Genomic DNA, 26991 nt, shown 5'->3' with positions numbered 1-26991 from the left:
CTTGCTTACGAAACTTTTCTATGATATAGTAGTTCCAACCATTTAGACTTTGATTACATATTTTGTGTTGTAGTGATGTTTGAAAGGTTCTATGGTAATAAAGGCACAACGTGCAAAGTTTTAGGAGGCATAGTAATGCAAACAGGTAAAGTAAAATGGTTTAACGCAGAAAAAGGTTTTGGTTTTATCGAAGTTGAAGGTGCTGATGATGTTTTCGTACACTTCTCAGCGATTCAATCCGAAGGCTTCAAGACACTAGAAGAAGGCCAGGAAGTTGAATTTGAAATCGTAGAAGGTGCTCGCGGACCGCAGGCGTCCAACGTAGTAAAAAGATAACCAACATAAATTTTAAGGACCGGCCATTCGGCCGATCCTTTTTATTTTGGAAAAATAATTTTAAAATGGGTGCCTTTCCCAATTTCGCTTGTGGCCTCAATCCTTCCGTTCATTTCGGCCGCCATTCGATAGCTCGCCATAAGCCCTAACCCGGTCCCGCTTGATTTCGTTGTGAAAAATGGATTCCCCAGTTTCTTCAGCTGTTCTCTCGCCATTCCGATCCCTGTGTCTGATATATGTATAATTGCTTCTTTTTCTTCCATAAAAGCAGAAAGGGTCACCGTTCCTCCCTCAGGTGTTGCCTCAATACCATTCTTAATGATGTTCATTAAGATTTGTTTTACCTTTACTGGATCTCCTACCACATGGACATTATCTGCCGGTTTTTGAACAAGATCTACACCTTTCAGCAGGGCAAATGGAAACATGACGCTTTTTAGCGAGGATAATAACTCAGAAACATTGAGCCGTTCAATCCGCGAAGAGTTGGTTTTAACGAGAGACAAATAATCGGAGATGATCATCTGAGCCCTGTCAATTTCTTCAATCATCATGTTTAAGAAAATCTTTTTATCTTCAGGTATGTATTTTTCCTTTTGAAAAATCTGCATAAAGCCCCGCGCTACAGCCATAGGATTTCGGACTTCATGGGTAACAGAAGCAGCGAGCTGCCCTACTGAATTCAGCATTTCTGATTGCTGAAGCTGAAAGTGGAGTGCATGCCGGATATTTTCAATTAAGGTTATAACCACGACCAGCACGGCAGTTTGGAGTAAAGGGTAACCTATGTAAATCGCAGCCTTTTTCAGGTCCCAACTGATAACATCAGTGAATGCCAGATAAAGGAATAGAAAAAGAAGCTTCGAAAGGGTAATTCCCATTGACAAACCTGTTATTTTCTTCAACTTTTTTTTGAGAGGCAGCAAGTGATACGATTGAAACTGGATGATCGTTACAATCCCTGCGACAACTGCAAAGAGAATGGCAGTAATCATGCCATCGCCTCCCAGGAGCAAACGGTAACCGATTAATAGAACGGCGGTCAGGCATCCGGGGGCGATCCCCCCATAGAGAAAGCTGATGATTAACGGTATGTATCGAAGATCGAAAAAAACACCTGCCGAAAAATCAACAGGGAAGGTCATACAGACAATAATTACTGCGGCATTGCTTATATGGAACATTACAGTGGCTCCCGGATGTTTAGCCGCAGTATTTTTTTCAAACAGTACAAACTGGAGTGATATTAACGGAATGAGGACAACCACTAAATTTATGATCATATGCTCTATCATTCATGTATAACCTCCTCTCCGGTAATATATAGATTCTTCAGCATTCCCTGTTTCCCTTCTCTTTTTTGACAAAGTTTGCAGTCTCAATGGGAATGTTTCCTTCCTTGCCTGTAAGTCAGAAACATCAAAAGAATACTGCTCGCAAAAGATAGGATGTAGAAATAATTGCTGGCATGAGGTACGAAATAATAGACAGTAAAACAGACGATGGCCAAAAGAGCTAGGAAGAATTGAAACATCCATTGACCCATATGGATCTCCCCTCTCAATGTTTCTTACAACCTATTCTTATGACTCTGTGTTTGTGTCTGTCTAAGGATGACGAATTAAAACGTTTTTCTCTGTTTATACTGAACGATTTTATCCAGGATCTCGTTCTTATCACCCTCATTAAAAACGCCTAACCGGTGAAGAAACCGGGTATAGTGTTCAACTTTTTTTAAGGAAAGCTTGCTGCTCCAATTCATGTTTTCCCTCCTTTTTCCTTAAGGAAACTTTTTTAAGGATAATAAACAATATATGCACCATCCAAAAATAGGACACCTTTTCTGAAAACTTGTACTTAAAAAAGAGCATGATCCCATGCTCTTTTCTTCATACTATCTTACTTTTCAAACGCCAGAGAGCCCAGCATTGACCAGAACGACGGCTGTATTCCTTCAATAGGTTCACGCACAGGGAGATGGACGGTATATTTTACTAAATGTCCGTCTTCCTCCTGGACGATGATATATTTAATGAGTTCATCGGAATCTGCTCTTAGAACAAATTTTGACCGAGCAAACGAATCGCTAACGTCAGTTCCCTTTACTTCTTCTGGTTTTCCGACAGCTTCTAACTCTTTTACCCCTATGGATTTAACATCTGTCAAGCTCGCATCATCAGTCACAGGCTCGATTCTCACAAAATATTCTTCATCCATCTGAGAGTATAAGAGATCTCTTCCCGGCTCCTCTGCCGTAAAATCAAAGTCATCAAGTTTGTATAAGTAGTAGCCTTGATCACTTTCAGCCAATTTGCCCGCTCGTTGATCTTCTTCCCCTTCAACATTCACAGTAAGCATTTTTGTTTTTGGCAAAGCGCTTGAATCCGGCTGAGGCTTTGACTGGGCAGGCTGTTCCTTAGGTTCCATCATCAGCTTGATCGTCTCTGCTGTGTATTGTTTATTATTTAATTGAAAAGAAACTGAAACGGTGGAGCCTGTTTTAATTGTTTTAATCGCTTCCTTGGCTGCATCAGCAAGCAGCAGCTGAAGCGTTCCGTTTGAATTGGTATGCAGCTCGATCGTATGTTCATTCAGCTGCTTTGTATAGATTCCTTCATCGGTGATCGTTTGAACCTTTGCTTCAGCCGGCTGGCCCGAGTCCTCTTGTTCTTTTGCCACTTTATGTGTTACAGACGGGGCCGCATCATTTTTTTCGGTTGTACCGGCACTGCAGCCCGCTGCTCCCAAGAGGAGACTCCCTGCACACAGCCCTGCTATCCAAATTTTATTTGTCAATTTTATCACTTCATAGAGTTAGACGTGCTGGACTAATATTCGTTACAACGCCTTAGTCTCATCCGCTATTTTCCAGTTTTTTTTATATCGGTCGTTATGTAGATTGTGTTTAATTTATTTCAAAAGAAAAGAAAGCCGAAAAAGCGGCTTTCTCTGAGTCACGTACAGACAAAGCTTGCAATGCGGTTGGTGTCCATGCCAAAGTAGTGCCATCTGATACCGTTCCACCGAAAACCTGCAATTGACTGGAATCCCGCAAACGTAAGCCATGCCCAGAATCCTTGACCGTTGTTCAGCCAGATGAAAACATACCGGTACAAACAAGGCCTGATTGCACCCGGATCAACAGCAAAAGTTCCCGGCTGTCCGGATAGCATTGCAGGAGATGCCTGGGGTGTTGTAGAGGGCGGAGGCCCTGGCGGATACATTCCCGCTTGCTGCTGGCCGCCAGGGAAATCTGGGAACTGCTGGCCTCCCTGACCTCCCGGAAAGGACGGAAACTGCTGGCTGCTCTGTCCCCCAGGGAAAGAAGGAAACTGAAATTGCCTTTCGTTCAAATTCTCAACTCCCTTCCTGTATTACTCTACCATCCTATGCACCATTGTCCTGTGTGTATAGGCATCGGGCTATCGACAAGGAAGTTTGTTCTCCCAAATCCATGCATGATACCGAATTTTACAAGTCGCATTTATTACCGGTTTAAGAATTCCTTCTTGATGTTTAACCGATAGATGTCGTTTTCATCCTTTAAAAATCTGGCTTGAAAAAAGGCTAATGTATTTCCTGTCTGCTTCTCAAAAAAACGGGAAAAAGGCTCCAGGTCTTCATTGGTTAAAAGCTTTGTAACAGCTGGTCTTCCGTAATCATGAAGAAGCTGATCGATGGCGAAGTAACTCTGCTCATAAGGGCGATATGGTGAATTTATTCTGGTTGCTTTTTCCCAACCGTTGACGGAACTCAATTGTTCAAAGGGAACCAGTTCGAACGGGCTGAATATCTGGTCTCGGCCAATGCTCTTATAGCTGATATATTCAGCTAACCCCTCTTCAAACCACCTCGGAACATCGCGGTTATCTTTTCCTTTTTCCGTTAGATACGAAATAATAAGATGGTGGGCATACTCGTGCGCGAACAGCTTTTTTATACTTTCTGTATGTTCTCCCGATTCGGACGGTACGAGGAGATGAATGGTCATCTCTTTGGGGACATACATTCCACTTAACGATTCATAATGGTTGGGGGGCAAATTTTGCTTCATGATCAATGGGTTATGATAAAGGATCACTCTGACTTTTGGGACATGATGAAAGGGCAGAACTTTCCGTGCTGCATTGTCTACCGCCTGCCTTTGCTTCATAACTTCCTTTGCATAGATGGAATCTTTATCCGGGTAATATATCTCCACATTCTTTTCATCCATGTGCCGGGTCATGGATAGATATCTCATTCTCCGCTGCAGAGATTCATAGTTGGAAATGAGCGCTTCCTGGTAATATTCCTTTTTAATTTGGGCATTGATCGTTGTTCCTTGCAAAAAGGAGTAGAAGGAATAATTCGCCAGAGAAAGAAGGGAACAGGCCAGACCTGCTCCAAGGGCCAAACCCATCTGCGATGCTTCTTTACGTTTGTCCCGTAAACCGCCGATCAGCCCCAGGAATCCGTGCATAAACCAAATAAAACAAACAGCCAGAACAAATACGGCTAATAGAATCCCCGCTGTTGCATGCAGCCACAGATAAAGGATGAACAACCCTGCAATCATTAGTGCTATTCGGCATAAAAAGGAGAGTAGTGCTTTGATAATGTCCATTTTATTTGCCTCCTATCACTTCGATTCAATGGTTCCCTGCCTTCTGGCAAAAGTTGAAGTGCGCTGACTTTCCAGTTTGTTCTTCTCCTTCACTTTTTGCCCCAGCTGAAAGAACGGCAAGGCGAGGAGGGAGAGGAGGGTCAAACACCCAAATACATAAAAACCATGGTCAAAACCAAATGTTTTCAGCAAAAGCCCCCCGATCCATGGCCCCGCACTGAAGCCGATGGAGCGGAAAGACATGGATCCAAAGTATGTTCCCCTCATATGATCGGGTGCCAAGTCGTCCAGCAACACATCACTGATGACAAACACAATGATTTCCCCGAGCGTCAATACAACCATGGAGAGAACAAGGAATAGCCAGTTTGCCGATAACCCAAAACCTAGCAAGGCCAGACTGAAAGCGGCACTTCCAATCCGCAGGGCAAACATCGGATCAAACCTCTTTACATAATTTGTCACCGGGTACTGCAGGATTAGGACCGTCACTGCATTTGTAACAATTAGATATGAAAATAACTTCACCCCGTCATGGAAGTGTGGAGAGCTGCCCATATATTGGGCGAGCGTGGAGTCCATCTGAGATTGAGCCATCAGTACGGCGATATTTCCAAGAAGAAAATACAGCAGCACTTTATCCCTGCTGATGACACTTACGGCTTCCTTGACGGTCAGCTTATTCTCTTGCTGGGGCTGCAGTCTTGCTTTGTATTTTCTCATCAGCAGCAGTACAATCACAGCGTATAGAAAATAAACAGCGGAAGTAATAAAAAAGGCCGACATCGAGGATGAACTTCCTAAATATGTACCTGCCACGGGCCCGATTGCGGCACCTGCATTAATGGAGAAATACCGGGCATTAAACACACTCAGCCGGTTTTCTTTTGTGGTCACATCTGCCAATAATGCCCGTGAGATGGGTTCAAACCATGACCGGCACAGCCCGTTAATGCAATTCAGTGCAAAGAAGCTCCAAACTCCGTCAGCCAGGGCAAACCCTGCGAAAACACCGCCCCAAGAGAAGATCGCAATAATCATGACCGGGAACCTGCCGATCCGATCAGATAAATAACCGCCGATGAAACCGCCAAAGGTGCCTGTGAGTGCACTTACCCCGATGATCAAACCTACAGTCTGAGGATCGATCCCTTTTTCCTTGTATAAAAAAATCGCCAAAAAAGGCATCGTCATAAAAAAAGCGGCTCGCGAGAAAAAAGTACCCATTATAATGGTGGTCACAATGGGATGCCATTGTTGATAAAATGATTTGCGCATCTTCCCTACCCCGAATCTTTTTTATTTAATTTAACATGACTAAGAAACTTTACCTATCTTTTTTATTTTATGTGAAACTTTTTCAGACTGGATTCGTCTAATAAAGTGTAACCCCCCTTTTTTAGAATAGTAGAGTAAAAAAAGCCTCTGACCAAGGCTTTTTTTATTTTCTGTCTATTTTATCGGCGATGATCGCCTGAAACTCTATTTTTCGTGAAGTTTCATATTCATATCAAAAAAATCACACATTCCCTCAATTCTATTTCAGGTTTGATATATTGTACTCATCCCTATCAACCCCCTTTTTCATCGTAGAATGAAAAAAGAGCCTCACAGGCCATACCTGTGAGGCTCTTTTTTGGTCAATTCTCTAATGGCATTCGTCACCTTCGCAGAATTGCATTTTTTGATCACGGATTGTGCATCGAATCGCTTTCTCGATCGCCGCCTGAGGATAGAGCCCTTTCAAAACACGCTCCCCGATCACAATCGTAGGCGCTCCTGTAATTTGATCCGCTCTCGCCTCCTGAAGTTCCCGTTCTAGCTTTTCTTTATATCCCTTAGAAGAAAGCGCTTGAAGAAATCCGGTCCGATCCAGTCCAGTTTGTGCAGCTATCTGCACTAATACTTCCTTATTGCCAATATCCTTGCCTTGTTTAAAAAAAGCGGAAAAAACGAGCTGAGAATACAATTTATCTTTGGCTCGTTCTTTTGCATATATAAACCCTATATGAGCTAAGCTTGTATTAGGTAATGACGGGAGGTCCGGAACCATTATTTCTTTTCCCAGCTCTCTGGCATGGGGAAAGACAGCAGCTTCCCAGTCCCTGCTCCATTCTCTGACTGTTTTATGGTGAGAAGGATCTGGGTGTACTTCAAACGGCTTCCATTCCACACTAACATCCTTGTATTCGGCTGCTCTCTCGATTGCTGTTTCTGCCAAGTAGCAATAAGGGCAAGTATAATCAGAGTACACTTTTAGTTTGATGGTCATGATACACACCTTCCTTGATGTTAATCGATAAGGAAAACATACTCTTTCTATTATAATAGCAAAGCAGCCGCCAGAAATGTACTATTCAGCTTTCAGCAAAAGTGATATATTTAGAAAGTGTTTGCTTTTATAGCGCTATATATAGACGACTAACTCTACATAAAAAGAAATGGATACATACAGGGGGCTTATTTAGTGATTTTAATGGCTGGAATGATAGGAACTGGCAAAACAACATTCGCTGAGCTGATCAGTGAATCTCTCGGAGGCCAGGTATATTACGAGAGTGTGGGCGATAACCCCATTTTGCCTGACTATTATGTAAATCCAAAACGGTGGGCTTTCCCGCTTCAGATTTACTTTTTAAATACACGCTTTAAAACGATACGGCAGGCAATCTCTGATCAGAACCATGTTCTTGACCGCAGCCTTTATGAAGATTTAATCTTTGCAGAACTGAATTATGAAGCCGGGAATATGACCAAACTGGAATTTGAAACGTATGTCGACCTATTGGAAACGTTAATGAATGAAACCAGTGCTTCCCCAAAGCAGCGGCCCGACCTGCTGATTTATTTAGACAGTGATTTGGATACTGCATTAAGCAGGATTAAGTACCGCGGCCGTGATTATGAACAGATAGAAAACCATCCTGAACTGCTGGAATATTACCAAACCCTCCATGGCAAGTACAAAGAGTGGATAAAAAATTATACTAAAACACCCGTCCTCATCATCGAAAGCAAAAAATATGATGTCCACAACAAAGCGGATGCGGAGAAAGTTCTGGCTCTAGTAAAAGAAAAACTAATCTCGCTCGAGCCTGTAACCGTTTAACCATGTATAATCAGCTCCTCCTTTTAAAAAACTAGAAACAATCCCAAAAAGCAAGGAGCTGAACTTTCATGTTATTATGGATTCTCATGGTTTCAGGCCTCATCCTATGCACTGTCGGATTGATCTGGACATGGAAAGTACTGCAATCGAAACGGACAAAAAATGCAGCCGATGGTAATGTGAATGCTGCGATTGCTAGACATACAGTCGTCCTTAACCCAGTGCTCTGGCTGCTGGTCTTCTTTACAATCGCTGTCATCATCATCATTTACGCCGCATACTTCATGTATTTATGATAAGAAAAGCCGCTCAGCAGCTTGTTTGAACTGGGCAGCTTTTTTTATTGGCGTTCGTCCAGAATCGCCATCGATTCAATATGTTCCTTCGTCAAAGGCTGTCCATGATCATGAATGAACTGATAAATATCCTTTAATGTTTGATCGTAGCGATCGTTATCAGAGTCATTATGATAGGGAACGTATGGAACATGGGTCCTTAAAAAGGTATCGGTGGCTGCTTCGTCACACTCTCTGAAAAGTTTGGTGAGCCGGCTGACTTCCTCGGCTGTCGCCCTTATTTCGAACTGAAAACCGGATGCGGTCTTATCACTATGTACCTCACCTGTTTCAACGTTTACATAATACGGCTGCTTGTCCATATTGAACACTCCTTCCCTTTTCCTATAGCTTGTTTCATAACGAAAAAAACATTCATAAAGAAAAGGGCAATCGCTCCTGTTTTCGTCCTAATTAAAAACACGAACCTTTTCAGGTCCGTGTCTCTTGTGATCAATTATTGCCCCGATACACATATTGTTCTTTCGGCGCATTTGTTTTTGACCATGAATCGACTTTTACATAAGGAATATTTGTCTTAAACGGCTGATAATAAATTTCCGAAATCTTGCCTTTTACCGTAATCCATTCATCATTTTTCAATTTAACACCATTGGGCATCTCCACCATCATACCAAAGACACCGGAATCCGCTACACAATGAATAATTCCGAAACGGAAAACGAACAGCTGGTTTTTTTTCGTATCAGGATCATTATACACAAACCCTTTAAATGAGATGTTCTTGTCGTCGAAATCACCCGGATAATTATAGATGGTCTCCATGCCCTTCAGATAATTTGTATCGTTTAAGGTAAGCGTATCGTAATTGGAATATTTCTTTTTTTCTTTTCGCATCAATTTATCATAGGCATCCTTGCCATAATAAACGCTTGTATCCGGACGCAAAAATTGATTTTGGGCATACGGATCACCTTTCGATTCCTGATTTACAGGAAAGTGAAAACCTTTCGCTTTTACAATGTTAGAATCCATCGTCGCAACAGGAAGAAAGATACCTGTAATCACAGGAAACGCAAAGATGGAATATACGAAAAGCTTTTTATACCATGTATCTTCCACGGAATGGCTGTGGTCACAGCAATCACAGCTGTCGGTTTTCCCATCGTTCTTCACAGCATTGCGAAACTGCACAATGGTCAGGAGCGCCAGGGCAAACATGACACTGAATGACAGGTACGAGTATTTCATATTAATGTACTTGCTTATGTTACCTGATGCATGAAGCTGCATGATTAAAAATGTAAAACCCATTAAAAGATATCCTCTAATCATAGTGCCACCTCCTTAGAACAGCAAAGAATATAGAAACACGACGACAGACAGAGACGTAACGATAATGAGTACGAGTTTTGTTTTAAACGTCCCGAGCATCATCAGAAGATTCTTCATATCGAGCATCGGACCAAACACAAGAAAGGCAACGATCGAACCGGTGGAGAACGTACTTCTGAAGGAAGATGCAATAAATGCGTCTGCCTCTGAACAAAGTGATAGAACAAAAGCCAGCCCCATCATGACTAGAGATGATGAAGCTTGTCCCTGACCAATGGCCAATAATGTGGATGTTTTCACATAAGTCTGTACAGCCGCTGCGATCAATGAACCAACCACTAAATATTTCCCCATGGAAAAAAACTCTTCTACAGCATGATTCAAAGTTTCTCCAATCTTTTGTTTGACGGTAAGCTTTTTAAGGGAATGATGGTGTCCTGTGGTGATTTTCAGGCCGTCCCCTTTATAAAAGAAAGCCAGAATCAAACCTACAACGACGGATACAGCCAGCGCACCCCCGGCACGGTATAATGGCATCGTCCAGTTGCTGCCAAACGCAACATACGTTGAAAAAAGGACCACCGGATTGATAATCGGGCCTGTCAGCATAAAAGCAATACCCGCATAGATGGGCACCCCTTTGGAAACCAATCTCCTTACGATCGGCACGATGCCGCATTCACAGGCTGGGAAAAGAGCCCCCAGGAATGAGGCGAACAATACAGCAAGAATTGGATTTTTGGGCATGACCCTTGCCACCAGTTCTTCCGAAACGAAGATCTGTATCATTCCCGCCATAAAAACACCGAGAACCACAAAGGGCAGCGCCTCTATCAAAATGGAAATAAATATTGTATTCATCTGCAAAAACGATTGCGGCAGTGATAAAAAGAGCATAGCTTGCCTCCTGGTGTTTTCCTTCTGCAGTAACTATAAGGCAAAATGCTTCAACCGTCTATTGATAACCTTTTATAAAAATATTCAAAAAAAACCGCCGGTTAACTCATGACCGGCAGTTGCTGCGATTTGGTTTTCCTCACTGTAAATACTCTTTCACAGTAACTTTGCGTTTTTGTACAGAAGGCGGGCAGGATAAATTGAAAGCTGTCACCTTTTTATTAATTTTATCAACTGTTCTTTTAATGTTATATTCAACGGTATACGTTTTAACTTCTTCCTTCAACTGCTCGATCTCTTTTCCAAGCTTCACCCAGTTGGGCAGTATGTTGTTTTCCTTCAAAATTTTGTTCAGCTGTTTATCCGGATTGTACGTAAGATCGCTGTCATCAAGAACTAACGGCTTGCCTTTTCCCTTAAGATCATCAAAGACCCCTTCTTTTTCGGCGCGTTTCACAATCGCAGTTAGGTGGTCTTCGTAATACCAGCCCGTGTCTTCATCCGTCATGAGAATCTCTTTCTTCTGAAGCTCCTTGTCCAGCTCGTATTCTTTCATACCATAATACCTCCCTGCCGTTTTAGGATGTATCTATATCTTCATGATACGCTAAAGATCATCCTTACTTCAGGAAAAATGTTACATTTCATTGACAAGCGAAAGGCTAGTTCAACATAAGCAGGTGTGATTGCTTGAGCTGATGCGTTGTCCAGCATGTAACGTGCTGTGTTTGGCACGTAAACTGCTAAAACTCGCCTGTAAACCCGGATAAGCGGATCGTAAACTCGGAAAAACGGACGGTAAACAACCAGACCCGCACGTAAACAAAATGAGTAAATGAAAACCCGTGATCAAAATCAATCACGGGTTTAAAAAGTTCTATTTCTTTACTAGATATTTTTCGATGTCATCGAGCAATAAATTGGCTGCTTTAACGCCGCCGGCTGTATTCCAGATCGCATCGGACACCTTGTGGACGTGGCCATTTTTTACAGCGCTCAGGTTCTTCCAAAGCGGATCGTTTGTCCATTCTTTTTCTTGCTTTGTTGCTCCGCCATCTCCAACTTCATACGTGAAGTAGAAAAGCTCATCGCCATCCATTTGCGGGATTTGTTCTTTTGTCACTTCAGCTACAAAATCATCTTTGCTTTCTACTTTAGGGCGTTTAAAGCCTAATTGATCAAGAACTACCCCAGAGAATGAATTTGTCAGATAGATGCGGGAAATTCCTGGCATAAAGCGGACGATAGAAATCTCTTTGTTCAAGTTATTGCCCGCTTTTTCCTTGATCTCCTTCACACGCTGATCATAATCACTGATCACTTTGTTTCCTTGTTCTTCTTTATTTAACGCTTTGGAGTATAACTTGAAGTTGCTTTTCCAGTTGCCTCGAAGATCTTCAGAGAATACGGTCGGAGCAATCTTGTTTAATTGATCATAAATTTTTTCCTGTCTCATCTTATTACCGATGATAAGATCCGGTTTTAAAGAAGCAATCTTCTCAAGATTTACCTGGCTTTCATCACCAACGACTTCGACACCTTTCATCTCACCTTTGATATGATCGTACCAAGGGTTTCCAAGCCAGGATTTCACTGCTCCTACAGGTTTAACCCCCATTGCGAGTACTGCTTCGGTTCCTTCATTCGTTAATACAACAACACGCTTAGCACTTTTTACTTTGGTCGCTCCCATCGCATGCTTGACGCTGTATCCTTTGGAATCATCTCCTGCTTTTTCTTTTTCTCCTGTTCCGCCGCACGCAGCCAAGAGCATGACAGATACAATCGTAAGTATAATTCCCAGCTTCGAATATGTAGACTTTAATGTCTTCATTTCTTTCTCCCCTTCAAATGATAATGGTTTTCATTTACAATCAGCATCATACCTGATAATAAAAGAATTTGTCAATACTAATTGATAATGATTTTCAAAGTCATTGACATGGGACACTGCCTTTACTAAACTGGAATTAATTCAAATAATTGAGGTAATTATGAACGGGATCATTCAAACAAACAAATACAAAACAGTATTTCTTTTTTCCGGGTCGGTTCTGCTTACCGTTTTTATGGCATTGAGTGTGGTGCTTGGGTATACAGACACGAGCTGGAAAACAGGGCTCGAGGCGTTTACCCATTTTAATGGATCAAACGAACATTTGATCATTCAAAATGCTCGTCTGCCTCGTGCCCTCATCGGTGCAGTGGTAGGCGTGTCATTGGCGCTTGCCGGAGTATTGCTTCAAGCCATCACCCGGAACCCGATCGCTTCAACCGATATTTTCGGGCTAAATGCGGGTGCGGGATTCTTTATTGTTTTAGCCGTTTCGTTTTTCAATATCACTTCTCTGCAGCAATTCACCTGGCTCGCTTTTACAGGAGCTGCTGTATCCGCTCTTGCCGTGTATTTATTGGGATCAGCGGGACGCAACGGTTTAACCCCTATAAAAATGACGCTTGCCGGTGCAGTTATCGCTGCAATGTTTGCTTCTCTCACTCAAGGAATGCTAGTTGCCAATGAAAAAGCGCTTGAGGAAGTGCTGTTCTGGCTTGCAGGATCCATACAGGGGAGAAAGCTGGAATGGCTTTATCCTGTACTGCCCTATCTTCTTATCGCATGGGCAGGTTCCATGCTCATGTTCAGACAGCTGAATATCTTCCTGCTCGGAGAAGACGTGGCCAAAAGCCTCGGGCAGCGTACAATCGTATTTAAAATTCTGGCTGGTGTGCTTATTGTATTTCTGGCTGGGGGTTCTGTTGCAGTTGCCGGTCCTATCGGTTTTATCGGTATTGTTGTTCCGCATATCGCCCGTTATCTCGTCGGCAACGACCACCGCTGGGTGATTCCGTATTCGGCTCTTCTTGGCGGAATACTGTTGATTGCAGCTGACATCAGTGCCAGATACATCATTTTGCCCGAAGAAGTGCCAGTTGGTGTAATGACCGCACTAATCGGCACACCATTTTTTATTCATATTGTACGAAAAGGACAATTCAAATGAGCAAGTATATAACCGTTAGATCCAAGAGTCATTCCATGTTACTTGATAAAAAAGCGTTGATCATATCCATCGTTCTTTTTCTTTTTATGGCCGGGATCATGTCGGTCAGCATAGGAATCGGTGAGCTGTACATTTCCCCTCTTGAAGTGCTTAAATCTTTAACGGGAACCGGATCCGGTATGAACGATGTCGTCATCCAGCAGTTCAGACTTCCCAGAATTTTAATCGCCGTTATGGCTGGAGCGTCCCTCTCTCTTGCAGGAGCGATATTGCAAGGAGTGATCCGAAACCCTCTTGCATCTCCGGATATGCTCGGTATATCAACAGGAGCAGGTTTTGCAGCTGTTACCTTCATCACGATGTTTAGCAATCAAAGCAACAACTTGAAAGTAAGCATTGGTTATTTACCCGTTGCCGCTGTTCTGGGCGCGTTTGGGATGGCCGCTCTTATCTATATCCTTGCCTGGAAGCGCGGGATAGCTCCAGTCCGGCTGATTTTAATCGGTGTCGGCCTAATGACCGCTACACAGGCACTCACTACCCTCATGATCATCCTGGGCCCGATTTATGCGGCTTCACAGGCGACGATCTGGCTGACCGGAACCGTTTATGCTGCCAACTGGCAGGATGTAAACAGCCTTTTGCCATGGTTTCTCATCCTTGTTCCTGTTCTGCTCTTTTTTAGCCGAACGCTGAATATCCAGGAATTGGGCGATGAAGTAGCAACCAGTCTAGGGCATTCGGTTCACAAGGGACGGTTTGTGCTGCTTCTCATCAGTACAGCACTTGCAGGTTCTGCTGTAGCTTTTACAGGAGCGATCGGTTTTGTTGGACTAATTGGTCCACATATTGCCAGAAGGCTGGTCGGTTCGTCCTTCGGTGCAATGCTTCCTGTTTCGGGTTTTTTGGGTGCAATTCTGGTCCTGCTCGCTGATTTGGCCGGCCGAACACTGTTTTCACCGTTGGAAGTGCCAGCGGGCGTGTTCACGGCTGCCATTGGAGCACCCTATTTTATCTATTTGCTTTTTAAAAACCATGGTTAGGAGCGATATCATGTCCATTCGAACAGAATCACTGACATTGTCATATGGAAAGAATCCTGTGATTAATGATTTAAAAATAGCAATACCTAAAGGAGAAATCACCGTATTGATCGGCAGTAACGGCTGCGGGAAATCTACTCTTCTCCGGTCGATGGCCCGACTCCTCTCTCCTGAGGAGGGGTCCATCCTATTGAATGGCAAAGACATCGCCAAGCGTTCAACAAAGCAAGTAGCCAAAGAGCTCGCCATACTTCCACAGGGGCCTGTTGCACCCGAAGGATTAACCGTCCTTCAGCTCGTCAAGCAAGGCAGATTTCCTTATCAGTCCTGGCTTAAACAGTGGTCGGCACAGGACGAGGAAGCTGTTTATCATGCACTTGAAGCGACCAATATGCTCCAATTTGCAGAGAGAAGTGTTGATTCGCTATCCGGAGGACAAAGACAGCGCGCCTGGATTGCGATGACGCTTGCACAGGGTACAGAAACCATCCTTCTTGATGAACCGACTACGTATTTGGATATGACCCACCAGATTGAAATTCTTGATCTGCTTTTTGATTTAAACCAAAAAGAGCAGCGCACGATTGTAATGGTTCTTCATGATCTAAATTTAGCCTGCCGCTATGCCCATCATCTTGTAGCGATTCAGAATAGCACCGTCTTTGCACAAGGCCGTCCGGAAGACATTATGGATGAACAGCTTGTTTCTGACGTTTTCAGACTGCCGTGTAAAATCGTCAATGATCCTTTATTGGGCACCCCGATGTGCATTCCATATGGAAAGGGGCGAACAGCTGGCCATGGTACCCGCTCAGCTCAATATGCGTGATGTGATTGGCTGGTCCGAGTCGGAAAAGCTCTATTTTGAAAACAAATGCCGCTTTCAATTTCACTTTTCAAAGGAAAAAGCGGCATTTGTAGCGAAAAGCTTACTGAATCGTGAGAATATGCTTTCCTTTATTGAAGAAGCAGCCAAAAAAATAGGATCTCGGGAAGATAGAGTCACTGCCTCTTTGTTTTTTAAACGGTATGTCTTTTGCTGCCTGACTTCCTCGCTTTACGCGCTTTCCTTGAGGAACAAGCAGTTTGACATGAGGCTCCAAAACGTGATCATTATCGATGAACTGGACAAGCACAGCTGGCTTCCCTCCTTCTCCCTCCAAAACCTGGAAGGTATCTCCATGGCCGGCGACCGGGAAAGATGGCGTTCCTCCGTGATCGAAATGATCTTTGCCCAAAACATCACCATCCTGCTCGATCATCTGGCCCTTTATACGAAAGCTTCAAAAGCTATGCTTTGGGAGAACGCACTCATCTATATAGCATGGCTTTATGATGCATGGCGATCAGAGGAACATCCCGCTCATTTAAAAAAGCGGCTGGAAGAAGATTACCGGTTCATCGTACAGGAAGCGGAAGGTTTTCATTTCGGAACCTCCTCCAATCCTTTTTTGAATTCATCCAGAAAATACGAGGAAAAGGAAATGTCAAAAAGGCAGACGTGCTGTCTATACTACAGAACAGATGGAGGTACATGCTGCAAGACATGCCCTCTGAAAGAAGCCGACTGATCCATTGAATATCAGGCGGCTTTTGTTTGTATCATAATAATATTGGGTATCACTTTATTTAAGAGAACAAAGGAGGATGAACATGGCCTTAATTTATATCAGTATCGGTGTTGTCGCTGCTGCCTTAGTTTTCCTTGCGGTCTATGCCGTTAAGCTGATGAAGTCGAGCCGGCAGACGATGGAAAACTTAAACCGTACAACACAGCTCATGCAGGCAGAAATGAATGATGTAACGAACCAGACCGCTTTGCTGAATGAAAAAACGGAATATCTAAAATATGATTTGTATAACAAAAAGCAAAACGTTACAAGTGTTGGAGAAGCTGTTAAAGAATTGAAGAGTACGACAACAGAACTCCTCCGAACGTTTAAAAAGTAAACAGCCGCAAGCCCTGACCTGAGGGCTGCGGCTGCATTGCTGTTAAAAAGGGGGCATCCGGCTTATAACTTGGTTGTAGTCCTTCACCAGGTTTTCCATGATTTCATGGGCCGACAGTCTTTTTGCCATAGGAGCACCTTGCCCTGCCCATAATGACATCCACTCACTTTTGCCTTGGATTGCCGCCTGTTTTCGGATATCCGAAGTCAGCGCATTCTGAATGGGATAGGGTGGGAGATTTTCTTCTCCTGCCATCTGCTCCATAAAATCATTATTGATGCCTCGGGCCATTTTTCCTGAGAACGCCTTCGTCAGTTTCAGATCCGTTTCTTTCGCCTGGAAGATCGCATCTTTATGCAGAGGATGAGCGCCGCTTTCAGCTGAAGCTAAAAAGGCCGTACCCAGCTGTACTCCGCTTGCTCCAAGTGCCATAGCTGCAGCAATTCCCCGCCCGTCCATAATTCCTCCAGCTGCTATGACAGGTACAGAAACCGCGTCTGTGAGCAAGGGAACGAGAGTCATCGATCCAATCAAAGCGTCTTCTGCTTCACCGATAAACGTACCCCGGTGGCCTCCAGCTTCACTGCCCTGAGCTGAAATAACGTCAACTCCCTCGGCTTCCAGCTGCCGGGCCTCTTCCACTGATGTTGCAGTCGCCATGATCGTTATTCCTTGCTCTTTCAGTTGGCCGACAAGTTCGGTCGAAGGTGAGTTAAAAGTAAAACTCACAATGGATACTTGAGCATCCAGAACCGTTTGAATCTGGTCTTGAAAGATAGACTGATAGCCAGACTCCGCCGATGCCTGTTCCATGCCAAGCGAAGAGCGGAACGGTGCCAGCCGCTTGCGCATTTTCTCCGTCCGCACGCTATCCTCAATGAACACTTCAGGAAGGAACAAGTTAACGGCGCAGGGCTTATTCGTTAATTCCTTCATGGTATGGATGGCTGCCTCCAGATCAGCAGGGGTCATGTAACCCGCTCCAAGAGTTCCTAATCCTCCGGCATTCGAAACGGCTGCAGCAAGCTCAGGAGTCGCTGGCCCGCCGGCCATTCCTGCTTGAACAATTGGATATTGAATGCCGAACAGTGATGTGATGGATTGCTTCATCATAGCACCTCTCCTCTGTTTGGTTTCAGTAATGCACTCCAGTTTGAGTGTAACAAAAAACACGCTGGCTGTCCGCGTGTTTACGAATGGATATGGTCAAACTGACGATATACGTGTTCAAGGACCTGATGTATGTTTTGGTTGCTATAACCGCATTCCCTCATTGCGCGGACAACATATCCAGCGATCTCTTCTTTTTGCGCATTTCCTCTTATTTTCAGCAGCAATTCATTGATTTTTTTATTCCTCTGCCATTCCTCCATGCCTTCACCTGCCTGCTCTTTTTCCGCTAGTGTATGAAACGGGGAAAAGAAAAAGACCCCCTTTAAGAAGCCTTTTCAATCGATGGGAAAACTACTTTTTACCTTTTTTTACTTTAAATAAAACGACGATGAACAACAGTACGATCGCAACGATCATAATCCCTCTTGTATAAGGAGCCGCAATGGTTTTAATATCTTCCCAATTGCTGCCCAGTGTGGTTCCCAGGTAGATAAACAAAATGGACCATGGAATAATCGCAATCAATGTGTAAAGCGTAAATGTGGTGAATCTCATCTTCGCAATACCCGCTGGAATAGAAATAGCATGGCGGACGACAGGGATAAACCGGGCAAAAAAGATGACCCCATTCCCGTATTTTTGAAACCACTTTTCTGATAGATCAATCTGTTTTTGGCTGATGAGAATATACTTCCCGTATCTTTCCAGGAACGCCCGACCTCCGTAATAGCCCATCCAGTATAAAAAGAGCTGAGCAATGGTCCCGCCAATCGTGCCGGCAATCACAGAGCCAGCAAAGGTTAAATGCCCCTGTGAGATCATATAGCCTGCGTAAGATAAAATAAGTTCACTCGGAATGACCTCAATCATAAGACCGAGAGCAATACCGAGATGTCCTAGCCCCACTATCCATTCCAAAAGTGATAATATCATTTCTTTCAATTCCAATACCTACTCTCTATATAATTTATCGCCCGTCACCCTTGTCCATCGTTCAGATTCAGCCACGCTTTACGTTCTGCCGGCTAAAGTCACTTGAAGTTTATCATAAAACCAAGGAATGCTGCCAAAAGGCCTCCGGTATAACTGACCGCCAGATAGGCAATGAGATGTTTCCACTGTCTTTTTCGATAAAAATGAACGTTTTCCAGTTTAAAAGTAGAAAACGTGGTAAACGCCCCCATAAATCCTATGCCAAAAAACAGTCTGATAGAATCATCTGCATGGGCTCTCGTGAGCCAGCCAAGAAGGAAGGATCCTGTTAAGTTCACAAACAATGTGGCGATCGGAAACGTGGACTCTGTTATTTTTTTTACCATTTGTCCGATGCCAAACCTGAAAACGGCTCCAAAGAAGCCGCCCGCTGCTACTAACATCGCCTGCATCATGCTCGCCGGCCCTCCCCTCTTTTTCTTGGCCGCCGTGCCAGAACAAAACCAAGCCATGACATGAACAGACCTCCTATTAAACTTAAAAGAATATAAAATACGGCAATTGCTGTATGGCCTGTTTCAAGCAGTTTGATATTTTCTACACTGAATGTAGAAAACGTAGTAAACGATCCGATGAATCCCGTCCCCGCCACTGCCATTAGATAAGGATGAACTTTAGCATTTTTTTCAATCCAAAACGCGAGGCAGCCGAGAGCGAATGAGCCTGCCATGTTGATCACGAAGGTATCCAGCGGATAACTTCCTTCCCAAAAAAGTCCAATGCCGTATCTTAAAAGGGCTCCAGCCACTCCTGCCAGCCCTACCAGTATGTAAAGAAGCATGTGCGCTTGTCCTCTCCATTCCTGAATCTAAACAAAACAGACTCCTGCCGCTAAGGCGGCAGGAGCTCTATTTTCATCTCCGATATTATCTTATCATGTTTATTTCAATTAACACAATTTGCGTTTAAGTTATAGATCGTCAAAGCCGTTGGCATCTGAAACTTTTGTATATTGCCGGGGCTTCTGCTCAAAGAAGTCGCTCTTTCCATGGTCAACATCTTCATACGCCTTAATCCACTTCATAGGGTTCTCTCTGAAGCCTTCAAAAGGGCGTTCGATTCCAAGTTCATTTACTCGCTTGTTCGCCATGAATTTAATGTAGGCTTCTAAATCATCCATCCGCAGTCCCGGAAAACGATCTCCGATAATGTATTGACCCCATTGTATCTCCAGTTCTGCTGCCTTTTTGAAGGTTTCCTGAACGAACCGGGCCGTCTCAAGAGAATTTAATTCTGGTACTTCATTAAGCAATTCCTTGAAAATGTTGGAGAACAGCCTGACGTGGAGCTGTTCATCACGGTTAATATAATTGATCATGGTGCTGGAGGCGACCATTTTTTGGTTTCGGGCAAGATTATAGAAGAACGCAAAGCCTGAGTAAAAATTTAAGCCTTCCAGGACGATATCATAAACGATCGATTCCATAAAAGTTTTCGGAGTCGGGTTTTCTGTAAACTTCAAGTAGCCATTCGCTATAAAATCGTTCCGTTCCCTCAACACAGGGTCATGCTTCCAGTATTCAAAGATTTCATCTTGTTTTTGCTTGTTGACCAGGCTTGATAGCACGTACGAATAGGATTGGTTATGCACGACCTCCTGAAAGGATAGAACCGTCATGAGAGCGGAAAGGCTGGAATCCGTTAGATAGGCTGAAACCCTCGAAGAGTAATCCGTTTGAATGCTGTCCAGGAAAGCCAGCAGACCTATGATCTTATTAAATGTTTCCTTTTCCTCACTTGATAGATTCGGGTATTGTTTCACATCGCCTGACATATTGATCTCAAATGGGGTCCAAAAATTGGCTAGCATGTTTTTATAAAGCGGATAGGCCCAGCCGTAACGCACGTCGTCCCAGTTTAATACATTGGAGCTCTGTCCGTTAATCAAGCCGGTAGATGCATTCGGTGCTTTCACATCATATAGTTTTCGTTCTGTCAATGTATTCATTTCTTCATCTAGTCCCTTTCTTAGCTGGAACAGCTCTCGCAGTCTTCCAATTCTGCAATGGATGTTGATCTCGTATAGTAGGTGGTCTTCAAGCCTGATTTCCATGCCGTCATATGAAGATCGAGAAGTTCTTTCGCTTTAATCGTATTTTTGACATAAAAGTTAAACGAAATCGACTGGTCAACATGTTTTTGTCTAGCAGCGTTCTGTCTGATGCTCCAGTGCTGATCCAGCTCATATGCGGATTTATAGTACCAGTTTGTCTGAGGAGTAAGATCAGGAGCGGTTACCGGAATTCTAAAATCCTTTTTCTCTTCAGAGTATTCTTTTTTAAAAATCGGATCGACGGATGCCGTTGAGTTTGCGATCAGGCTCGTTGTTGCATTAGGTGCAACCGCCATAAGCCAGGCGTTCCTCAGACCGTTCTGCTGAACCTGTTGTTTTAATACTTTCCACTCGTCCGTTATATAGTTCCTGTCTTCAAAATAAACGCCGGTTTCCCATTCAGAACCTTTAAAAGCGGGATAAGCTCCTTTTTCCTTGGCCAGTTCATGGCTTGCACGGATGCTTAAATAGCTGATCTTTTCGTAGAGGCGGTCATTGTAGGATACGGCCTCCTCTGACTCCCATCGGATTCCCTCCACTGCCAAAAGGTGATGCAGCCCAAAAGTACCCAAGCCGATTGCACGGTATTTCTTGTTTGTAAGGACGGCTTGTTTCACTTCAATCCGTTCCTGGTTCATATCAACGACGTTATCCAGCATGCGGACCTGAATAGGAATCAATCGCTCAAGCACCTCATCTTTAACGGCTTTGGCCAATGAAATGGAGCTTAAATTGCATGTGACATAATCTCCAGGGCTTTTTGTGATCACAATTTTTCCGTCCTGTGTGAATTCCTCTTCCACCGTAGTCGCCGATCCGTTCTGGGCGATCTCGGTGCAGAGGTTGCTGCAGTATACCATGCCGGCATGCTTATTCGGGTTAGCCCGGTTGACCGTGTCTCTGTAAAACATATACGGTACCCCCGTTTCGAGCTGGCTTTTCATGATTCTTTTAAAGATCTCAATGGCCGGCACCACGTCATAGCCGGAGCCTTTCTCCCCGAAGAGCCCGCGGTCTGCCGCAGCTGCACACTCTTCGTATTTTGCGCGGAAGCTGCCTTTACCCGGCTCTTCATCATAGAAATCATCGAGCTCATACCCCATCACTTTTTTTACCGTATACGGATCAAAAAGATACCAGTCTTCTCTCGATTCCGCCTTCTCCATAAATAAATCCGGTATGCAGAGTCCGAGGAACAAATCATGAACCCTCTGCCGTTCATCACCATTATTCAGCTTGGCATCAAGAAAAGAAAAAAGGTCCTTGCCGAACACATTATAATAAATAGCGATGGCTCCCTTGCGCTGTCCAAGCTGATCGACACTCACTGCTGTCTGATTCAGCAGCTTCGCCCATGGAATGATGCCCGATGAGTTTCCTTTAAATCCACGGATTTCTGATCCAAGGCTTCTGATTTTTCCGAGGTAAACAGAAATCCCCCCTCCTCCCTTTGAGAGAGTTGCTGCATCTGTTGTAGAATCATAGATCCCCCGCAGGCTGTCATCCATCGTATCGATGAAGCAGCTGGACAGCTGGCCATAATTTTTACCTGCATTAGCAAGGGTGGGGGTTGCAACGGTCATGTACAAGTTTGACATTGCCCAATACGCTTCCTTAACCAGATTCAATCGGCGTTCTGATGGTTCACCGGACATCAAAGACATCGCGATGATCATAAAACGTTCCTGCGGCAGTTCATACACTCCGCCTTCATGAGATTTGGCAAGATAACGGTCACCCAGCGTACGAAGGCCGATATATGTAAAAAGTTCGTCCCTTTGGGGCATGATCTCCGCTTCAAGCTCATCGATTTCTTCCGAAGAATAGCTGCTTAAAAGGTTCTCGTCATAGATTCCTTTATCTGTGAGTGTACGAATCAGCCCTTGCAACGAGCCATATCCCCTTGTCCCTTCGGTATTCCTGTTCTTGACCGCTTCAGAGTAAAGTTTTCTCAGGTGAATTCTTGCTGCGACAAAAGTCCAATCAGGTTCCTGTATGGAGATTCGTTCGAGGGCATGCAAAATGGCCATATTCATAGCTTCTGCTTGAGCTCCGCCTTTTTCAGCATAATAGCCCACTTGTTCGATATACTCTTCCTTTTTATTAAGCTGTGGAAAGTCAAAAAGAATGTCTTCCAGCCATTTCATAATAAGATGATCCGTTCCGCCTGCAATAACCACAGTCACATCTCCTCCTTTAAACATCTGCAAATTAAAAAGGCCCATCCAGTGGATGAGCCTAAAAACGACACGAGTTATTAGAAACAAAAATAGCCATTACAGTGCCGTTTCTGCTTCTCAATCCCCGAAGAATCAAAACCGTGAAACAAAAAGGCAGGTCTACTGGCTAATGCTTCCTCCTAGTCTGAGCCTTCCCGTATAACAGCCACATTCTTGTGCGCGTCGTTACACAGTGGTTTCTCATTTCGTCCACATAACAGTTGCGGGGACAGCTCCGGCTTGAGTACCGGATTCCCTTTTAAGTCTCGCAAGACACCTTTCGTTTCAAAATACTATATTTAGTTTAATACATTTACTTTCACACTAAATATAGTATTTGTCAACACCTTTGTTTCATTTATTTGTTGTTCCAAATCGTATTTGCACAGTACTTTATGATGTCCCGCCTGCGGATAATCCCTATAAAATGCCCGTCATCATCCGTCACAGGAATAAAGTTTTGATCGGTTGCCAATGTAATTAAATCTTCCATATTTGAGTTGATCGATACTGAAATGTTATTCACACGCTGTGGAACATCCTTCAGTTTCGTTTTTACCACATCATGAAAACCGAGATCAAACGCCTCTTTCAGTTTCCATAACAGATCCCCCTCTGTCAGTGTACCTACGTACTGACCGTCCTCAGATACAAGGGGAACAGAAGTATATTTGTGATAAGAAAGCTTCTCCAATGCCTGCCTGATGGTCGACTCAGGATTTAAATATTTAACCTCTTCCTTAGGCAATAGATAAAAAGCTATGTTCATGCTGTGATCTCCTTTAACCATAAATTGCAGCCGTTCTTTTCTACTATAACAAAAATTAAAATAAATGAGCAGTATAAACTATGACACAAAAAAAGCCCTAAGACGGACGCAATGCTCTATTGGTTATTCCCTCACGAACGTTTATTTAAACTTTTTTCACTGATTACCCGTAAAGCTTTGCTTAAAAAGCCAGCTTTTATATTCTTCTTCCAGCTCAGTTAATGGCCGATTGGAAAGCTCTGCTTCAATCTCTTTGCTTATCCCGTTTTTTTTCAGCATCTGGATAAGGAATTTCTTTCGATCTTCAATGGCTTTCCGCAATATTCCGCCCATCGTTCCCTCCCATTAAAGCGTTTTCATAATAAAGTATACGCTGCAGCTGCCAAATAGTTTCAGCTTTCATTAAGCTTTACTGAAATTTATTGGATAGCGGACACTTTTATTACAGCTTGAGAGAAGAACTGTATTCTGTCGTTCTTTATAAATCTTTATTGATTTCCCGAATGACATGGGCGAGCTCGGGCAGGATCAGTTTCTTCATGGCAAGTGCAGCCGCCCCGGAAGATCCAGGCATGGCAAAAACAGCTGTGGAACCAACGACTCCTGCTGCTGCTCTGCTTAAAATAGCAGCAGATCCAATATCCTCTGTATAACTCAGCATTCGAAACAGTTCACCAAATCCCGTGATCTCTTTTGTAAACATTGGTTTCAGCGTTTCAATGGTCACATCCCTGGCTGCAATACCTGTTCCTCCATTGATTAAAATCGCCTGAATTTCAGTTGTTTGACAACCGTTCAAGACAGCAGATTGAATCTCTTCCTGCTCGTCTTTTACAATGACGTACTCCGCGACCGCATGGCCATTTGACAATAGCTGATCTTTGATCAGGCTGCCGCTGCGATCGGTTTCTACTGATCTTGTATCACTTACTGTAATAATCTTGCAGGAGACAGATAAAGGGGCTTCTTTTTTATGCTCTTCAACACTCATATGCTTCTCCTTTCAAAACTTAGTAATGGATGTATTATCCTTTATTCATAATAAGAAGTCTATTGTTTTGATCAAAAGAATAAATCGGAATAAATACGCTTTGCAAAACGTAACGTTTCCGTTATAATTAGACCGGAAGGAGCAATCAAATGAACAAAAAATATGTCTATGCCGCCCTGGCGTTTATGATCATCGGATCCTTGATCCTATCAGGCTGCGCGAAAGGCACAAAACATAAATTAAACAGCCCTCATAAGCTTACCATAACAACAACGCTTTATCCTCTCGAATACTTTACGGAAAGAATCGGAGGCAAGCATGTTTCTGTATCCAACGTGGTACCCCCGGGAACTGACGCCCATTCTTTTGAACCTTCTACGAAGGACATGATCAAAATATCTGATAGCGATGCTTTTATCTATAATGGAACAGGTATTGAAGGTTTTGCAGATAAAGTGAATGAAACAGTTAAAAAAGAAGGCGTAAAAACCGTTAAAGCTGCAGAAGGCCTTACGCTCGAAAAAACAGAGCATCATGATGAGGCACATGACGAACACGGGGATAAAGATCCTCACATCTGGCTCGATCCGGTGTACTCCATTCAAATGGCAAAAAATATTGAAAAGGCATTGATCGATCTGAATCCAAAAGCGAAATCAGATTTTCAAAAGAATTACCGGTCATTAAGGAAGGATCTAAAAAGGCTGGATGAATCCTTCCAACTAACGGTCAACGAAAGTCCTACTAAGGAGATCATTGTGTCCCATGCTGCCTATGGTTACTGGGAGCATCGTTATGGATTGAAACAGATACCTGTTTCCGGCCTCTCCACTTCCCAGGAACCGTCTCAAAAGCAGCTGCGAGCCTTGATCAAACACGCCAAGGCAAAGCATATCCGCTATGTGCTCCTTGAGAACAGCGCGAGCGATAAAGTGGCCAGAGTGGTTGAAAAAGAAACCGGAGCAAAAACGCTAAAATTAAGAAATCTGGAAACGCTCAGTCCTAAAGATGCTGAAGCGGACGAGGATTATTTATCACTCATGCAGAAAAATGTTCAAGTCATAAAACAAGCCCTGCAATAAAAAAGCAGGAACATGAGTCATTCATTGATTCACGTTCCTGCCTTTTTAGGTTAGCTTATTATTTTCTTTTCTTAATGAACAGCACGGCTCCAATGATCACAATGAGGAGCACGGCAATAAACAGCGGTGCTCCAGCTTGATTTGACTTCGTTTCAGCCTTTCCTGCTTTTTCTTCTTCCTTTTGAGATTTTTCATCCTTTGCTTTTTCTCTTTTTGGCTCTTCCGCCTTCTTTTCCTGCGGCTTTTGAACATCAAAGGAATAATCCTTTTGAATAATATGTCCATCAGCACCGATAATCTTATAGTTTACTTGATACCTTCCGTTTTCAAAGGGAGATGATGCAGACCCGGTCATGACACTATTGTTCACGTCCACTTTTACATCTATTGGTTTACCATCCCGTGTGACTTTCATCGTGCTTAAATTTTCAATTTTTGATTCAAAGGTCAGTGTAATCTTGCTTATGTTTTCTTTGACTACTGCGCCTTCTGCGGGATTAGAAGATTCCAGTCCAGTATGAGCGGACGCGATCGACGCAGAACAAAGAAAAAAAACTCCGGTTAGAATCAATATGTACTTCTTCATGCGACAGTTACATCTCCTTTATTTTCCTCGTTGCTATATATACTGTAATGGAAAACATTAAAAAAGACCACCCAGATGATGAGAAATCCGGGGGCCTTTTCTGTTAACTTTTTTTCATGCCTGATCAGGGCTTAGCAAAATGCACAAGCACAGCCTATGATAATTAACAAAATGAACAGTACCACAATAAGGGCGAATCCACTTCCACCGTGTCCAAATGACATTTTGTTACCTCCTCTTTCGAGATGTTTAACGTTCTACACCCATAACATATGAAGCGGCCAGGCTGTGCGAACCGGTACAAGAGTCTATTTTTTAAAAACTTTCTGTTCTGCAGGGAATGTAAAAACCATCTGAAAATACGCCTATTTTCCAAGCTTATCCGCATTTGTCCCATACAAAAAAAGCAAAGCGCCATATAGTGTTAGGGAGATGTTGGAGTTTATGACAAAGGAGGTAACACATATGGGATTCGCAGCAGGCGGAAGTGGTTTCGCTTTGATCGTGGTACTGTTCGTGCTTTTGATTATCATCGGATGTGCTTGTGCATTCTGCTAATGCACTGAACAAGGAAAAGATGCAGATCTTTTCCTTGTCATTATGAACTACGA

Annotated in this window: 34 protein-coding genes and 1 riboswitch; of the genes, 10 read left to right on the top strand and 24 right to left on the bottom strand. The window is 43.4% G+C overall.

Annotation, left to right across the window (positions count from 1 at the left end; all coding sequences use genetic code 11):
• Nucleotides 1–135: 135 nt before the first annotated feature.
• A complete protein-coding gene (gene cspD, locus ABHN01_RS01690) occupies nt 136–336 on the top strand; it encodes a cold-shock protein CspD (protein ID WP_290399891.1) in 201 nt (66 codons plus the stop codon).
• Between the two features lie 41 nt (nt 337–377).
• Here the strand turns inward: cspD and ABHN01_RS01685 are convergent, their stop codons facing one another.
• The 7 genes from ABHN01_RS01685 to ABHN01_RS01655 form a co-directional block, all read right to left on the bottom strand.
• Nucleotides 378–1631, bottom strand: a complete 1254-nt coding sequence (locus ABHN01_RS01685) for an ATP-binding protein (protein ID WP_429874118.1) — start codon at nt 1629–1631, stop codon at nt 378–380.
• Between the two features lie 326 nt (nt 1632–1957).
• Nucleotides 1958–2098, bottom strand: coding sequence for a hypothetical protein (locus ABHN01_RS01680; RefSeq protein WP_290399894.1), 141 nt, complete (start codon nt 2096–2098; stop codon nt 1958–1960).
• A gap of 137 nt (nt 2099–2235) precedes the next feature.
• The gene (locus tag ABHN01_RS01675) at nt 2236–3084 is read right to left on the bottom strand and encodes a hypothetical protein (protein WP_429874117.1); all 849 of its coding nucleotides are present in this window, start codon (nt 3082–3084) and stop codon (nt 2236–2238) included.
• Nucleotides 3085–3290: 206 nt separating this feature from the next.
• Nucleotides 3291–3689: a transporter gene (locus ABHN01_RS01670; RefSeq protein WP_429874116.1), complete on the bottom strand. Its 399-nt coding sequence runs from the start codon at nt 3687–3689 to the stop codon at nt 3291–3293.
• A 134-nt stretch (nt 3690–3823) separates the two neighbouring features.
• Nucleotides 3824–4942, bottom strand: a complete 1119-nt coding sequence (locus tag ABHN01_RS01665) for a DUF2268 domain-containing putative Zn-dependent protease (protein WP_429874115.1) — start codon at nt 4940–4942, stop codon at nt 3824–3826.
• A 15-nt stretch (nt 4943–4957) separates the two neighbouring features.
• The gene (locus ABHN01_RS01660) at nt 4958–6220 is read right to left on the bottom strand and encodes an MDR family MFS transporter (protein WP_429874114.1); all 1263 of its coding nucleotides are present in this window, start codon (nt 6218–6220) and stop codon (nt 4958–4960) included.
• A gap of 370 nt (nt 6221–6590) precedes the next feature.
• Entirely contained in the window at nt 6591–7214 is a 624-nt protein-coding gene (locus ABHN01_RS01655) for a DsbA family oxidoreductase (protein WP_429874113.1), read from the bottom strand.
• 204 nt (nt 7215–7418) lie between these two features.
• Here ABHN01_RS01655 and ABHN01_RS01650 point away from each other — a divergent pair, with 204 nt between their 5' ends.
• Nucleotides 7419–8051 carry a deoxynucleoside kinase gene (locus ABHN01_RS01650; RefSeq protein ID WP_429874189.1) on the top strand — a complete coding sequence of 211 codons (633 nt, stop codon included), beginning with the start codon at nt 7419–7421 and terminating at the stop codon, nt 8049–8051.
• Between the two features lie 68 nt (nt 8052–8119).
• Complete coding sequence (locus ABHN01_RS01645; RefSeq protein WP_429874112.1) at nt 8120–8347, top strand: hypothetical protein; 228 nt, start codon at nt 8120–8122, stop codon at nt 8345–8347.
• 44 nt (nt 8348–8391) lie between these two features.
• On the opposite strand, the gene ABHN01_RS01640 is transcribed toward ABHN01_RS01645, so the two are convergent.
• The 5 genes from ABHN01_RS01640 to ABHN01_RS01620 all read right to left on the bottom strand — a co-directional run bounded on the left by ABHN01_RS01640 (nt 8392) and on the right by ABHN01_RS01620 (nt 12413).
• Nucleotides 8392–8709 carry a hypothetical protein gene (locus ABHN01_RS01640; RefSeq protein WP_429874111.1) on the bottom strand — a complete coding sequence of 106 codons (318 nt, stop codon included), beginning with the start codon at nt 8707–8709 and terminating at the stop codon, nt 8392–8394.
• A gap of 130 nt (nt 8710–8839) precedes the next feature.
• Nucleotides 8840–9682 (bottom strand): TIGR03943 family putative permease subunit, encoded by an 843-nt coding sequence (locus ABHN01_RS01635; protein WP_429874110.1) that lies wholly within the window; start codon nt 9680–9682, stop codon nt 8840–8842.
• A 12-nt stretch (nt 9683–9694) separates the two neighbouring features.
• On the bottom strand, nt 9695–10579 hold the full coding sequence (locus tag ABHN01_RS01630) for a permease (RefSeq protein ID WP_429874109.1): 885 nt from the start codon (nt 10577–10579) through the stop codon (nt 9695–9697).
• Between the two features lie 139 nt (nt 10580–10718).
• A complete protein-coding gene (locus tag ABHN01_RS01625; protein WP_429874108.1) occupies nt 10719–11135 on the bottom strand; it encodes a DUF1992 domain-containing protein in 417 nt (138 codons plus the stop codon).
• Nucleotides 11136–11456: 321 nt separating this feature from the next.
• Nucleotides 11457–12413, bottom strand: a complete 957-nt coding sequence (locus tag ABHN01_RS01620; protein WP_429874107.1) for an ABC transporter substrate-binding protein — start codon at nt 12411–12413, stop codon at nt 11457–11459.
• A gap of 160 nt (nt 12414–12573) precedes the next feature.
• On the opposite strand from ABHN01_RS01620, the gene ABHN01_RS01615 reads away from it, so the two are divergent.
• The 5 genes from ABHN01_RS01615 (at nt 12574) to ABHN01_RS01595 (ending at nt 16574) form a co-directional block, all read left to right on the top strand.
• Complete coding sequence (locus ABHN01_RS01615; protein WP_429874106.1) at nt 12574–13581, top strand: FecCD family ABC transporter permease; 1008 nt, start codon at nt 12574–12576, stop codon at nt 13579–13581.
• Nucleotides 13578–14624, top strand: coding sequence for a FecCD family ABC transporter permease (locus tag ABHN01_RS01610; protein ID WP_429874105.1), 1047 nt, complete (start codon nt 13578–13580; stop codon nt 14622–14624). The genes ABHN01_RS01615 and ABHN01_RS01610 overlap by 4 nt, the downstream gene beginning before the upstream one ends.
• Before the next feature lie 7 nt (nt 14625–14631).
• The gene (locus ABHN01_RS01605) at nt 14632–15453 is read left to right on the top strand and encodes an ABC transporter ATP-binding protein (RefSeq protein WP_290400437.1); all 822 of its coding nucleotides are present in this window, start codon (nt 14632–14634) and stop codon (nt 15451–15453) included.
• Nucleotides 15401–16195 (top strand): IucA/IucC family C-terminal-domain containing protein, encoded by a 795-nt coding sequence (locus ABHN01_RS01600; protein ID WP_429874104.1) that lies wholly within the window; start codon nt 15401–15403, stop codon nt 16193–16195. The genes ABHN01_RS01605 and ABHN01_RS01600 overlap by 53 nt, the downstream gene beginning before the upstream one ends.
• Nucleotides 16196–16277: 82 nt before the next feature.
• The gene (locus tag ABHN01_RS01595; protein WP_290399909.1) at nt 16278–16574 is read left to right on the top strand and encodes a DUF948 domain-containing protein; all 297 of its coding nucleotides are present in this window, start codon (nt 16278–16280) and stop codon (nt 16572–16574) included.
• A gap of 42 nt (nt 16575–16616) precedes the next feature.
• Here the strand turns inward: ABHN01_RS01595 and ABHN01_RS01590 are convergent, their stop codons facing one another.
• The 10 genes from ABHN01_RS01590 to ABHN01_RS01545 form a co-directional block, all read right to left on the bottom strand.
• On the bottom strand, nt 16617–17687 hold the full coding sequence (locus ABHN01_RS01590; RefSeq protein WP_429874103.1) for an NAD(P)H-dependent flavin oxidoreductase: 1071 nt from the start codon (nt 17685–17687) through the stop codon (nt 16617–16619).
• 77 nt (nt 17688–17764) lie between these two features.
• On the bottom strand, nt 17765–17947 hold the full coding sequence (locus ABHN01_RS01585; RefSeq protein WP_429874102.1) for a hypothetical protein: 183 nt from the start codon (nt 17945–17947) through the stop codon (nt 17765–17767).
• Between the two features lie 91 nt (nt 17948–18038).
• Nucleotides 18039–18629: a DedA family protein gene (locus ABHN01_RS01580; RefSeq protein ID WP_429874188.1), complete on the bottom strand. Its 591-nt coding sequence runs from the start codon at nt 18627–18629 to the stop codon at nt 18039–18041.
• An 89-nt stretch (nt 18630–18718) separates the two neighbouring features.
• A complete protein-coding gene (gene crcB, locus ABHN01_RS01575; RefSeq protein ID WP_429874101.1) occupies nt 18719–19075 on the bottom strand; it encodes a fluoride efflux transporter CrcB in 357 nt (118 codons plus the stop codon).
• A complete protein-coding gene (gene crcB, locus ABHN01_RS01570; protein ID WP_290399914.1) occupies nt 19072–19461 on the bottom strand; it encodes a fluoride efflux transporter CrcB in 390 nt (129 codons plus the stop codon). Before crcB (ABHN01_RS01570) ends, crcB (ABHN01_RS01575) begins: the two co-directional genes overlap by 4 nt.
• 129 nt (nt 19462–19590) lie before the next feature.
• Entirely contained in the window at nt 19591–20628 is a 1038-nt protein-coding gene (locus tag ABHN01_RS01565) for a ribonucleotide-diphosphate reductase subunit beta (protein ID WP_429874100.1), read from the bottom strand.
• A gap of 20 nt (nt 20629–20648) precedes the next feature.
• Nucleotides 20649–22880, bottom strand: a complete 2232-nt coding sequence (locus ABHN01_RS01560) for a ribonucleoside-diphosphate reductase subunit alpha (RefSeq protein ID WP_429874187.1) — start codon at nt 22878–22880, stop codon at nt 20649–20651.
• A 168-nt stretch (nt 22881–23048) separates the two neighbouring features.
• A riboswitch (cobalamin riboswitch) is annotated at nt 23049–23248 on the bottom strand.
• Nucleotides 23249–23310: 62 nt separating this feature from the next.
• Complete coding sequence (locus ABHN01_RS01555; RefSeq protein WP_290399916.1) at nt 23311–23721, bottom strand: CBS domain-containing protein; 411 nt, start codon at nt 23719–23721, stop codon at nt 23311–23313.
• A gap of 156 nt (nt 23722–23877) precedes the next feature.
• Nucleotides 23878–24054, bottom strand: a complete 177-nt coding sequence (locus ABHN01_RS01550; protein WP_290399917.1) for a Fur-regulated basic protein FbpA — start codon at nt 24052–24054, stop codon at nt 23878–23880.
• 145 nt (nt 24055–24199) lie between these two features.
• The gene (locus ABHN01_RS01545) at nt 24200–24712 is read right to left on the bottom strand and encodes a MogA/MoaB family molybdenum cofactor biosynthesis protein (protein ID WP_290399918.1); all 513 of its coding nucleotides are present in this window, start codon (nt 24710–24712) and stop codon (nt 24200–24202) included.
• A gap of 149 nt (nt 24713–24861) precedes the next feature.
• Here ABHN01_RS01545 and ABHN01_RS01540 point away from each other — a divergent pair, with 149 nt between their 5' ends.
• Nucleotides 24862–25794 (top strand): metal ABC transporter solute-binding protein, Zn/Mn family, encoded by a 933-nt coding sequence (locus ABHN01_RS01540; RefSeq protein WP_429874099.1) that lies wholly within the window; start codon nt 24862–24864, stop codon nt 25792–25794.
• A gap of 58 nt (nt 25795–25852) precedes the next feature.
• Here the strand turns inward: ABHN01_RS01540 and ABHN01_RS01535 are convergent, their stop codons facing one another.
• Together ABHN01_RS01535 and ABHN01_RS01530 are read right to left on the bottom strand one after the other, a co-directional pair.
• On the bottom strand, nt 25853–26380 hold the full coding sequence (locus tag ABHN01_RS01535) for a copper resistance CopC family protein (protein WP_429874098.1): 528 nt from the start codon (nt 26378–26380) through the stop codon (nt 25853–25855).
• Nucleotides 26381–26511: 131 nt separating this feature from the next.
• Entirely contained in the window at nt 26512–26604 is a 93-nt protein-coding gene (locus ABHN01_RS01530; protein WP_290399921.1) for a YjcZ family sporulation protein, read from the bottom strand.
• Between the two features lie 220 nt (nt 26605–26824).
• Between ABHN01_RS01530 and ABHN01_RS01525 the strand changes: the two genes are divergently transcribed.
• Nucleotides 26825–26938: a YjcZ family sporulation protein gene (locus tag ABHN01_RS01525; protein WP_234293139.1), complete on the top strand. Its 114-nt coding sequence runs from the start codon at nt 26825–26827 to the stop codon at nt 26936–26938.
• Nucleotides 26939–26991: the final 53 nt, after the last annotated feature.

The sequence above is a fragment of the Fictibacillus sp. NRS-1165 genome (assembly GCF_050468105.1).
In the GTDB taxonomy this organism is placed as follows: domain Bacteria; phylum Bacillota; class Bacilli; order Bacillales; family Fictibacillaceae; genus Fictibacillus_C; species Fictibacillus_C terrinigri.
The sequence above is the reverse complement of the archived record's forward strand: the minus strand, read 5'-3'. Positions and strand labels throughout refer to the sequence as shown.

Excerpts from the sequence above, each read along its gene's own strand:
- ABHN01_RS01595 (WP_290399909.1), top strand. The coding sequence starts at position 16,278 with ATGGCCTTAATTTATATCAGTATCGGTGTTGTCGCTGCTGCCTTAGTT.
- ABHN01_RS01550 (WP_290399917.1), bottom strand. The coding sequence starts at position 24,054 with ATGGGCGGAATATTGCGGAAAGCCATTGAAGATCGAAAGAAATTCCTT.
- ABHN01_RS01635 (WP_429874110.1), bottom strand. The coding sequence starts at position 9,682 with ATGATTAGAGGATATCTTTTAATGGGTTTTACATTTTTAATCATGCAG.
- ABHN01_RS01655 (WP_429874113.1), bottom strand. The coding sequence starts at position 7,214 with ATGACCATCAAACTAAAAGTGTACTCTGATTATACTTGCCCTTATTGC.
- ABHN01_RS01630 (WP_429874109.1), bottom strand. The coding sequence starts at position 10,579 with ATGCTCTTTTTATCACTGCCGCAATCGTTTTTGCAGATGAATACAATA.
- crcB (WP_290399914.1), bottom strand. The coding sequence starts at position 19,461 with ATGCTTCTTTACATACTGGTAGGGCTGGCAGGAGTGGCTGGAGCCCTT.
- ABHN01_RS01560 (WP_429874187.1), bottom strand. The coding sequence starts at position 22,880 with ATGAAATGGCTGGAAGACATTCTTTTTGACTTTCCACAGCTTAATAAA.
- ABHN01_RS01585 (WP_429874102.1), bottom strand. The coding sequence starts at position 17,947 with ATGGAGGAATGGCAGAGGAATAAAAAAATCAATGAATTGCTGCTGAAA.
- ABHN01_RS01530 (WP_290399921.1), bottom strand. The coding sequence starts at position 26,604 with ATGTCATTTGGACACGGTGGAAGTGGATTCGCCCTTATTGTGGTACTG.
- ABHN01_RS01640 (WP_429874111.1), bottom strand. The coding sequence starts at position 8,709 with ATGGACAAGCAGCCGTATTATGTAAACGTTGAAACAGGTGAGGTACAT.
- ABHN01_RS01545 (WP_290399918.1), bottom strand. The coding sequence starts at position 24,712 with ATGAGTGTTGAAGAGCATAAAAAAGAAGCCCCTTTATCTGTCTCCTGC.
- ABHN01_RS01600 (WP_429874104.1), top strand. The coding sequence starts at position 15,401 with ATGGAAAGGGGCGAACAGCTGGCCATGGTACCCGCTCAGCTCAATATG.
- crcB (WP_429874101.1), bottom strand. The coding sequence starts at position 19,075 with ATGATGCAGGCGATGTTAGTAGCAGCGGGCGGCTTCTTTGGAGCCGTT.
- ABHN01_RS01660 (WP_429874114.1), bottom strand. The coding sequence starts at position 6,220 with ATGCGCAAATCATTTTATCAACAATGGCATCCCATTGTGACCACCATT.
- ABHN01_RS01615 (WP_429874106.1), top strand. The coding sequence starts at position 12,574 with ATGAACGGGATCATTCAAACAAACAAATACAAAACAGTATTTCTTTTT.
- ABHN01_RS01665 (WP_429874115.1), bottom strand. The coding sequence starts at position 4,942 with ATGGACATTATCAAAGCACTACTCTCCTTTTTATGCCGAATAGCACTA.
- cspD (WP_290399891.1), top strand. The coding sequence starts at position 136 with ATGCAAACAGGTAAAGTAAAATGGTTTAACGCAGAAAAAGGTTTTGGT.
- ABHN01_RS01620 (WP_429874107.1), bottom strand. The coding sequence starts at position 12,413 with ATGAAGACATTAAAGTCTACATATTCGAAGCTGGGAATTATACTTACG.
- ABHN01_RS01555 (WP_290399916.1), bottom strand. The coding sequence starts at position 23,721 with ATGAACATAGCTTTTTATCTATTGCCTAAGGAAGAGGTTAAATATTTA.
- ABHN01_RS01645 (WP_429874112.1), top strand. The coding sequence starts at position 8,120 with ATGTTATTATGGATTCTCATGGTTTCAGGCCTCATCCTATGCACTGTC.
- ABHN01_RS01525 (WP_234293139.1), top strand. The coding sequence starts at position 26,825 with ATGACAAAGGAGGTAACACATATGGGATTCGCAGCAGGCGGAAGTGGT.
- ABHN01_RS01685 (WP_429874118.1), bottom strand. The coding sequence starts at position 1,631 with ATGATAGAGCATATGATCATAAATTTAGTGGTTGTCCTCATTCCGTTA.
- ABHN01_RS01540 (WP_429874099.1), top strand. The coding sequence starts at position 24,862 with ATGAACAAAAAATATGTCTATGCCGCCCTGGCGTTTATGATCATCGGA.
- ABHN01_RS01590 (WP_429874103.1), bottom strand. The coding sequence starts at position 17,687 with ATGATGAAGCAATCCATCACATCACTGTTCGGCATTCAATATCCAATT.
- ABHN01_RS01565 (WP_429874100.1), bottom strand. The coding sequence starts at position 20,628 with ATGAATACATTGACAGAACGAAAACTATATGATGTGAAAGCACCGAAT.
- ABHN01_RS01680 (WP_290399894.1), bottom strand. The coding sequence starts at position 2,098 with ATGAATTGGAGCAGCAAGCTTTCCTTAAAAAAAGTTGAACACTATACC.
- ABHN01_RS01650 (WP_429874189.1), top strand. The coding sequence starts at position 7,419 with ATGGCTGGAATGATAGGAACTGGCAAAACAACATTCGCTGAGCTGATC.
- ABHN01_RS01535 (WP_429874098.1), bottom strand. The coding sequence starts at position 26,380 with ATGAAGAAGTACATATTGATTCTAACCGGAGTTTTTTTTCTTTGTTCT.
- ABHN01_RS01610 (WP_429874105.1), top strand. The coding sequence starts at position 13,578 with ATGAGCAAGTATATAACCGTTAGATCCAAGAGTCATTCCATGTTACTT.
- ABHN01_RS01625 (WP_429874108.1), bottom strand. The coding sequence starts at position 11,135 with ATGAAAGAATACGAGCTGGACAAGGAGCTTCAGAAGAAAGAGATTCTC.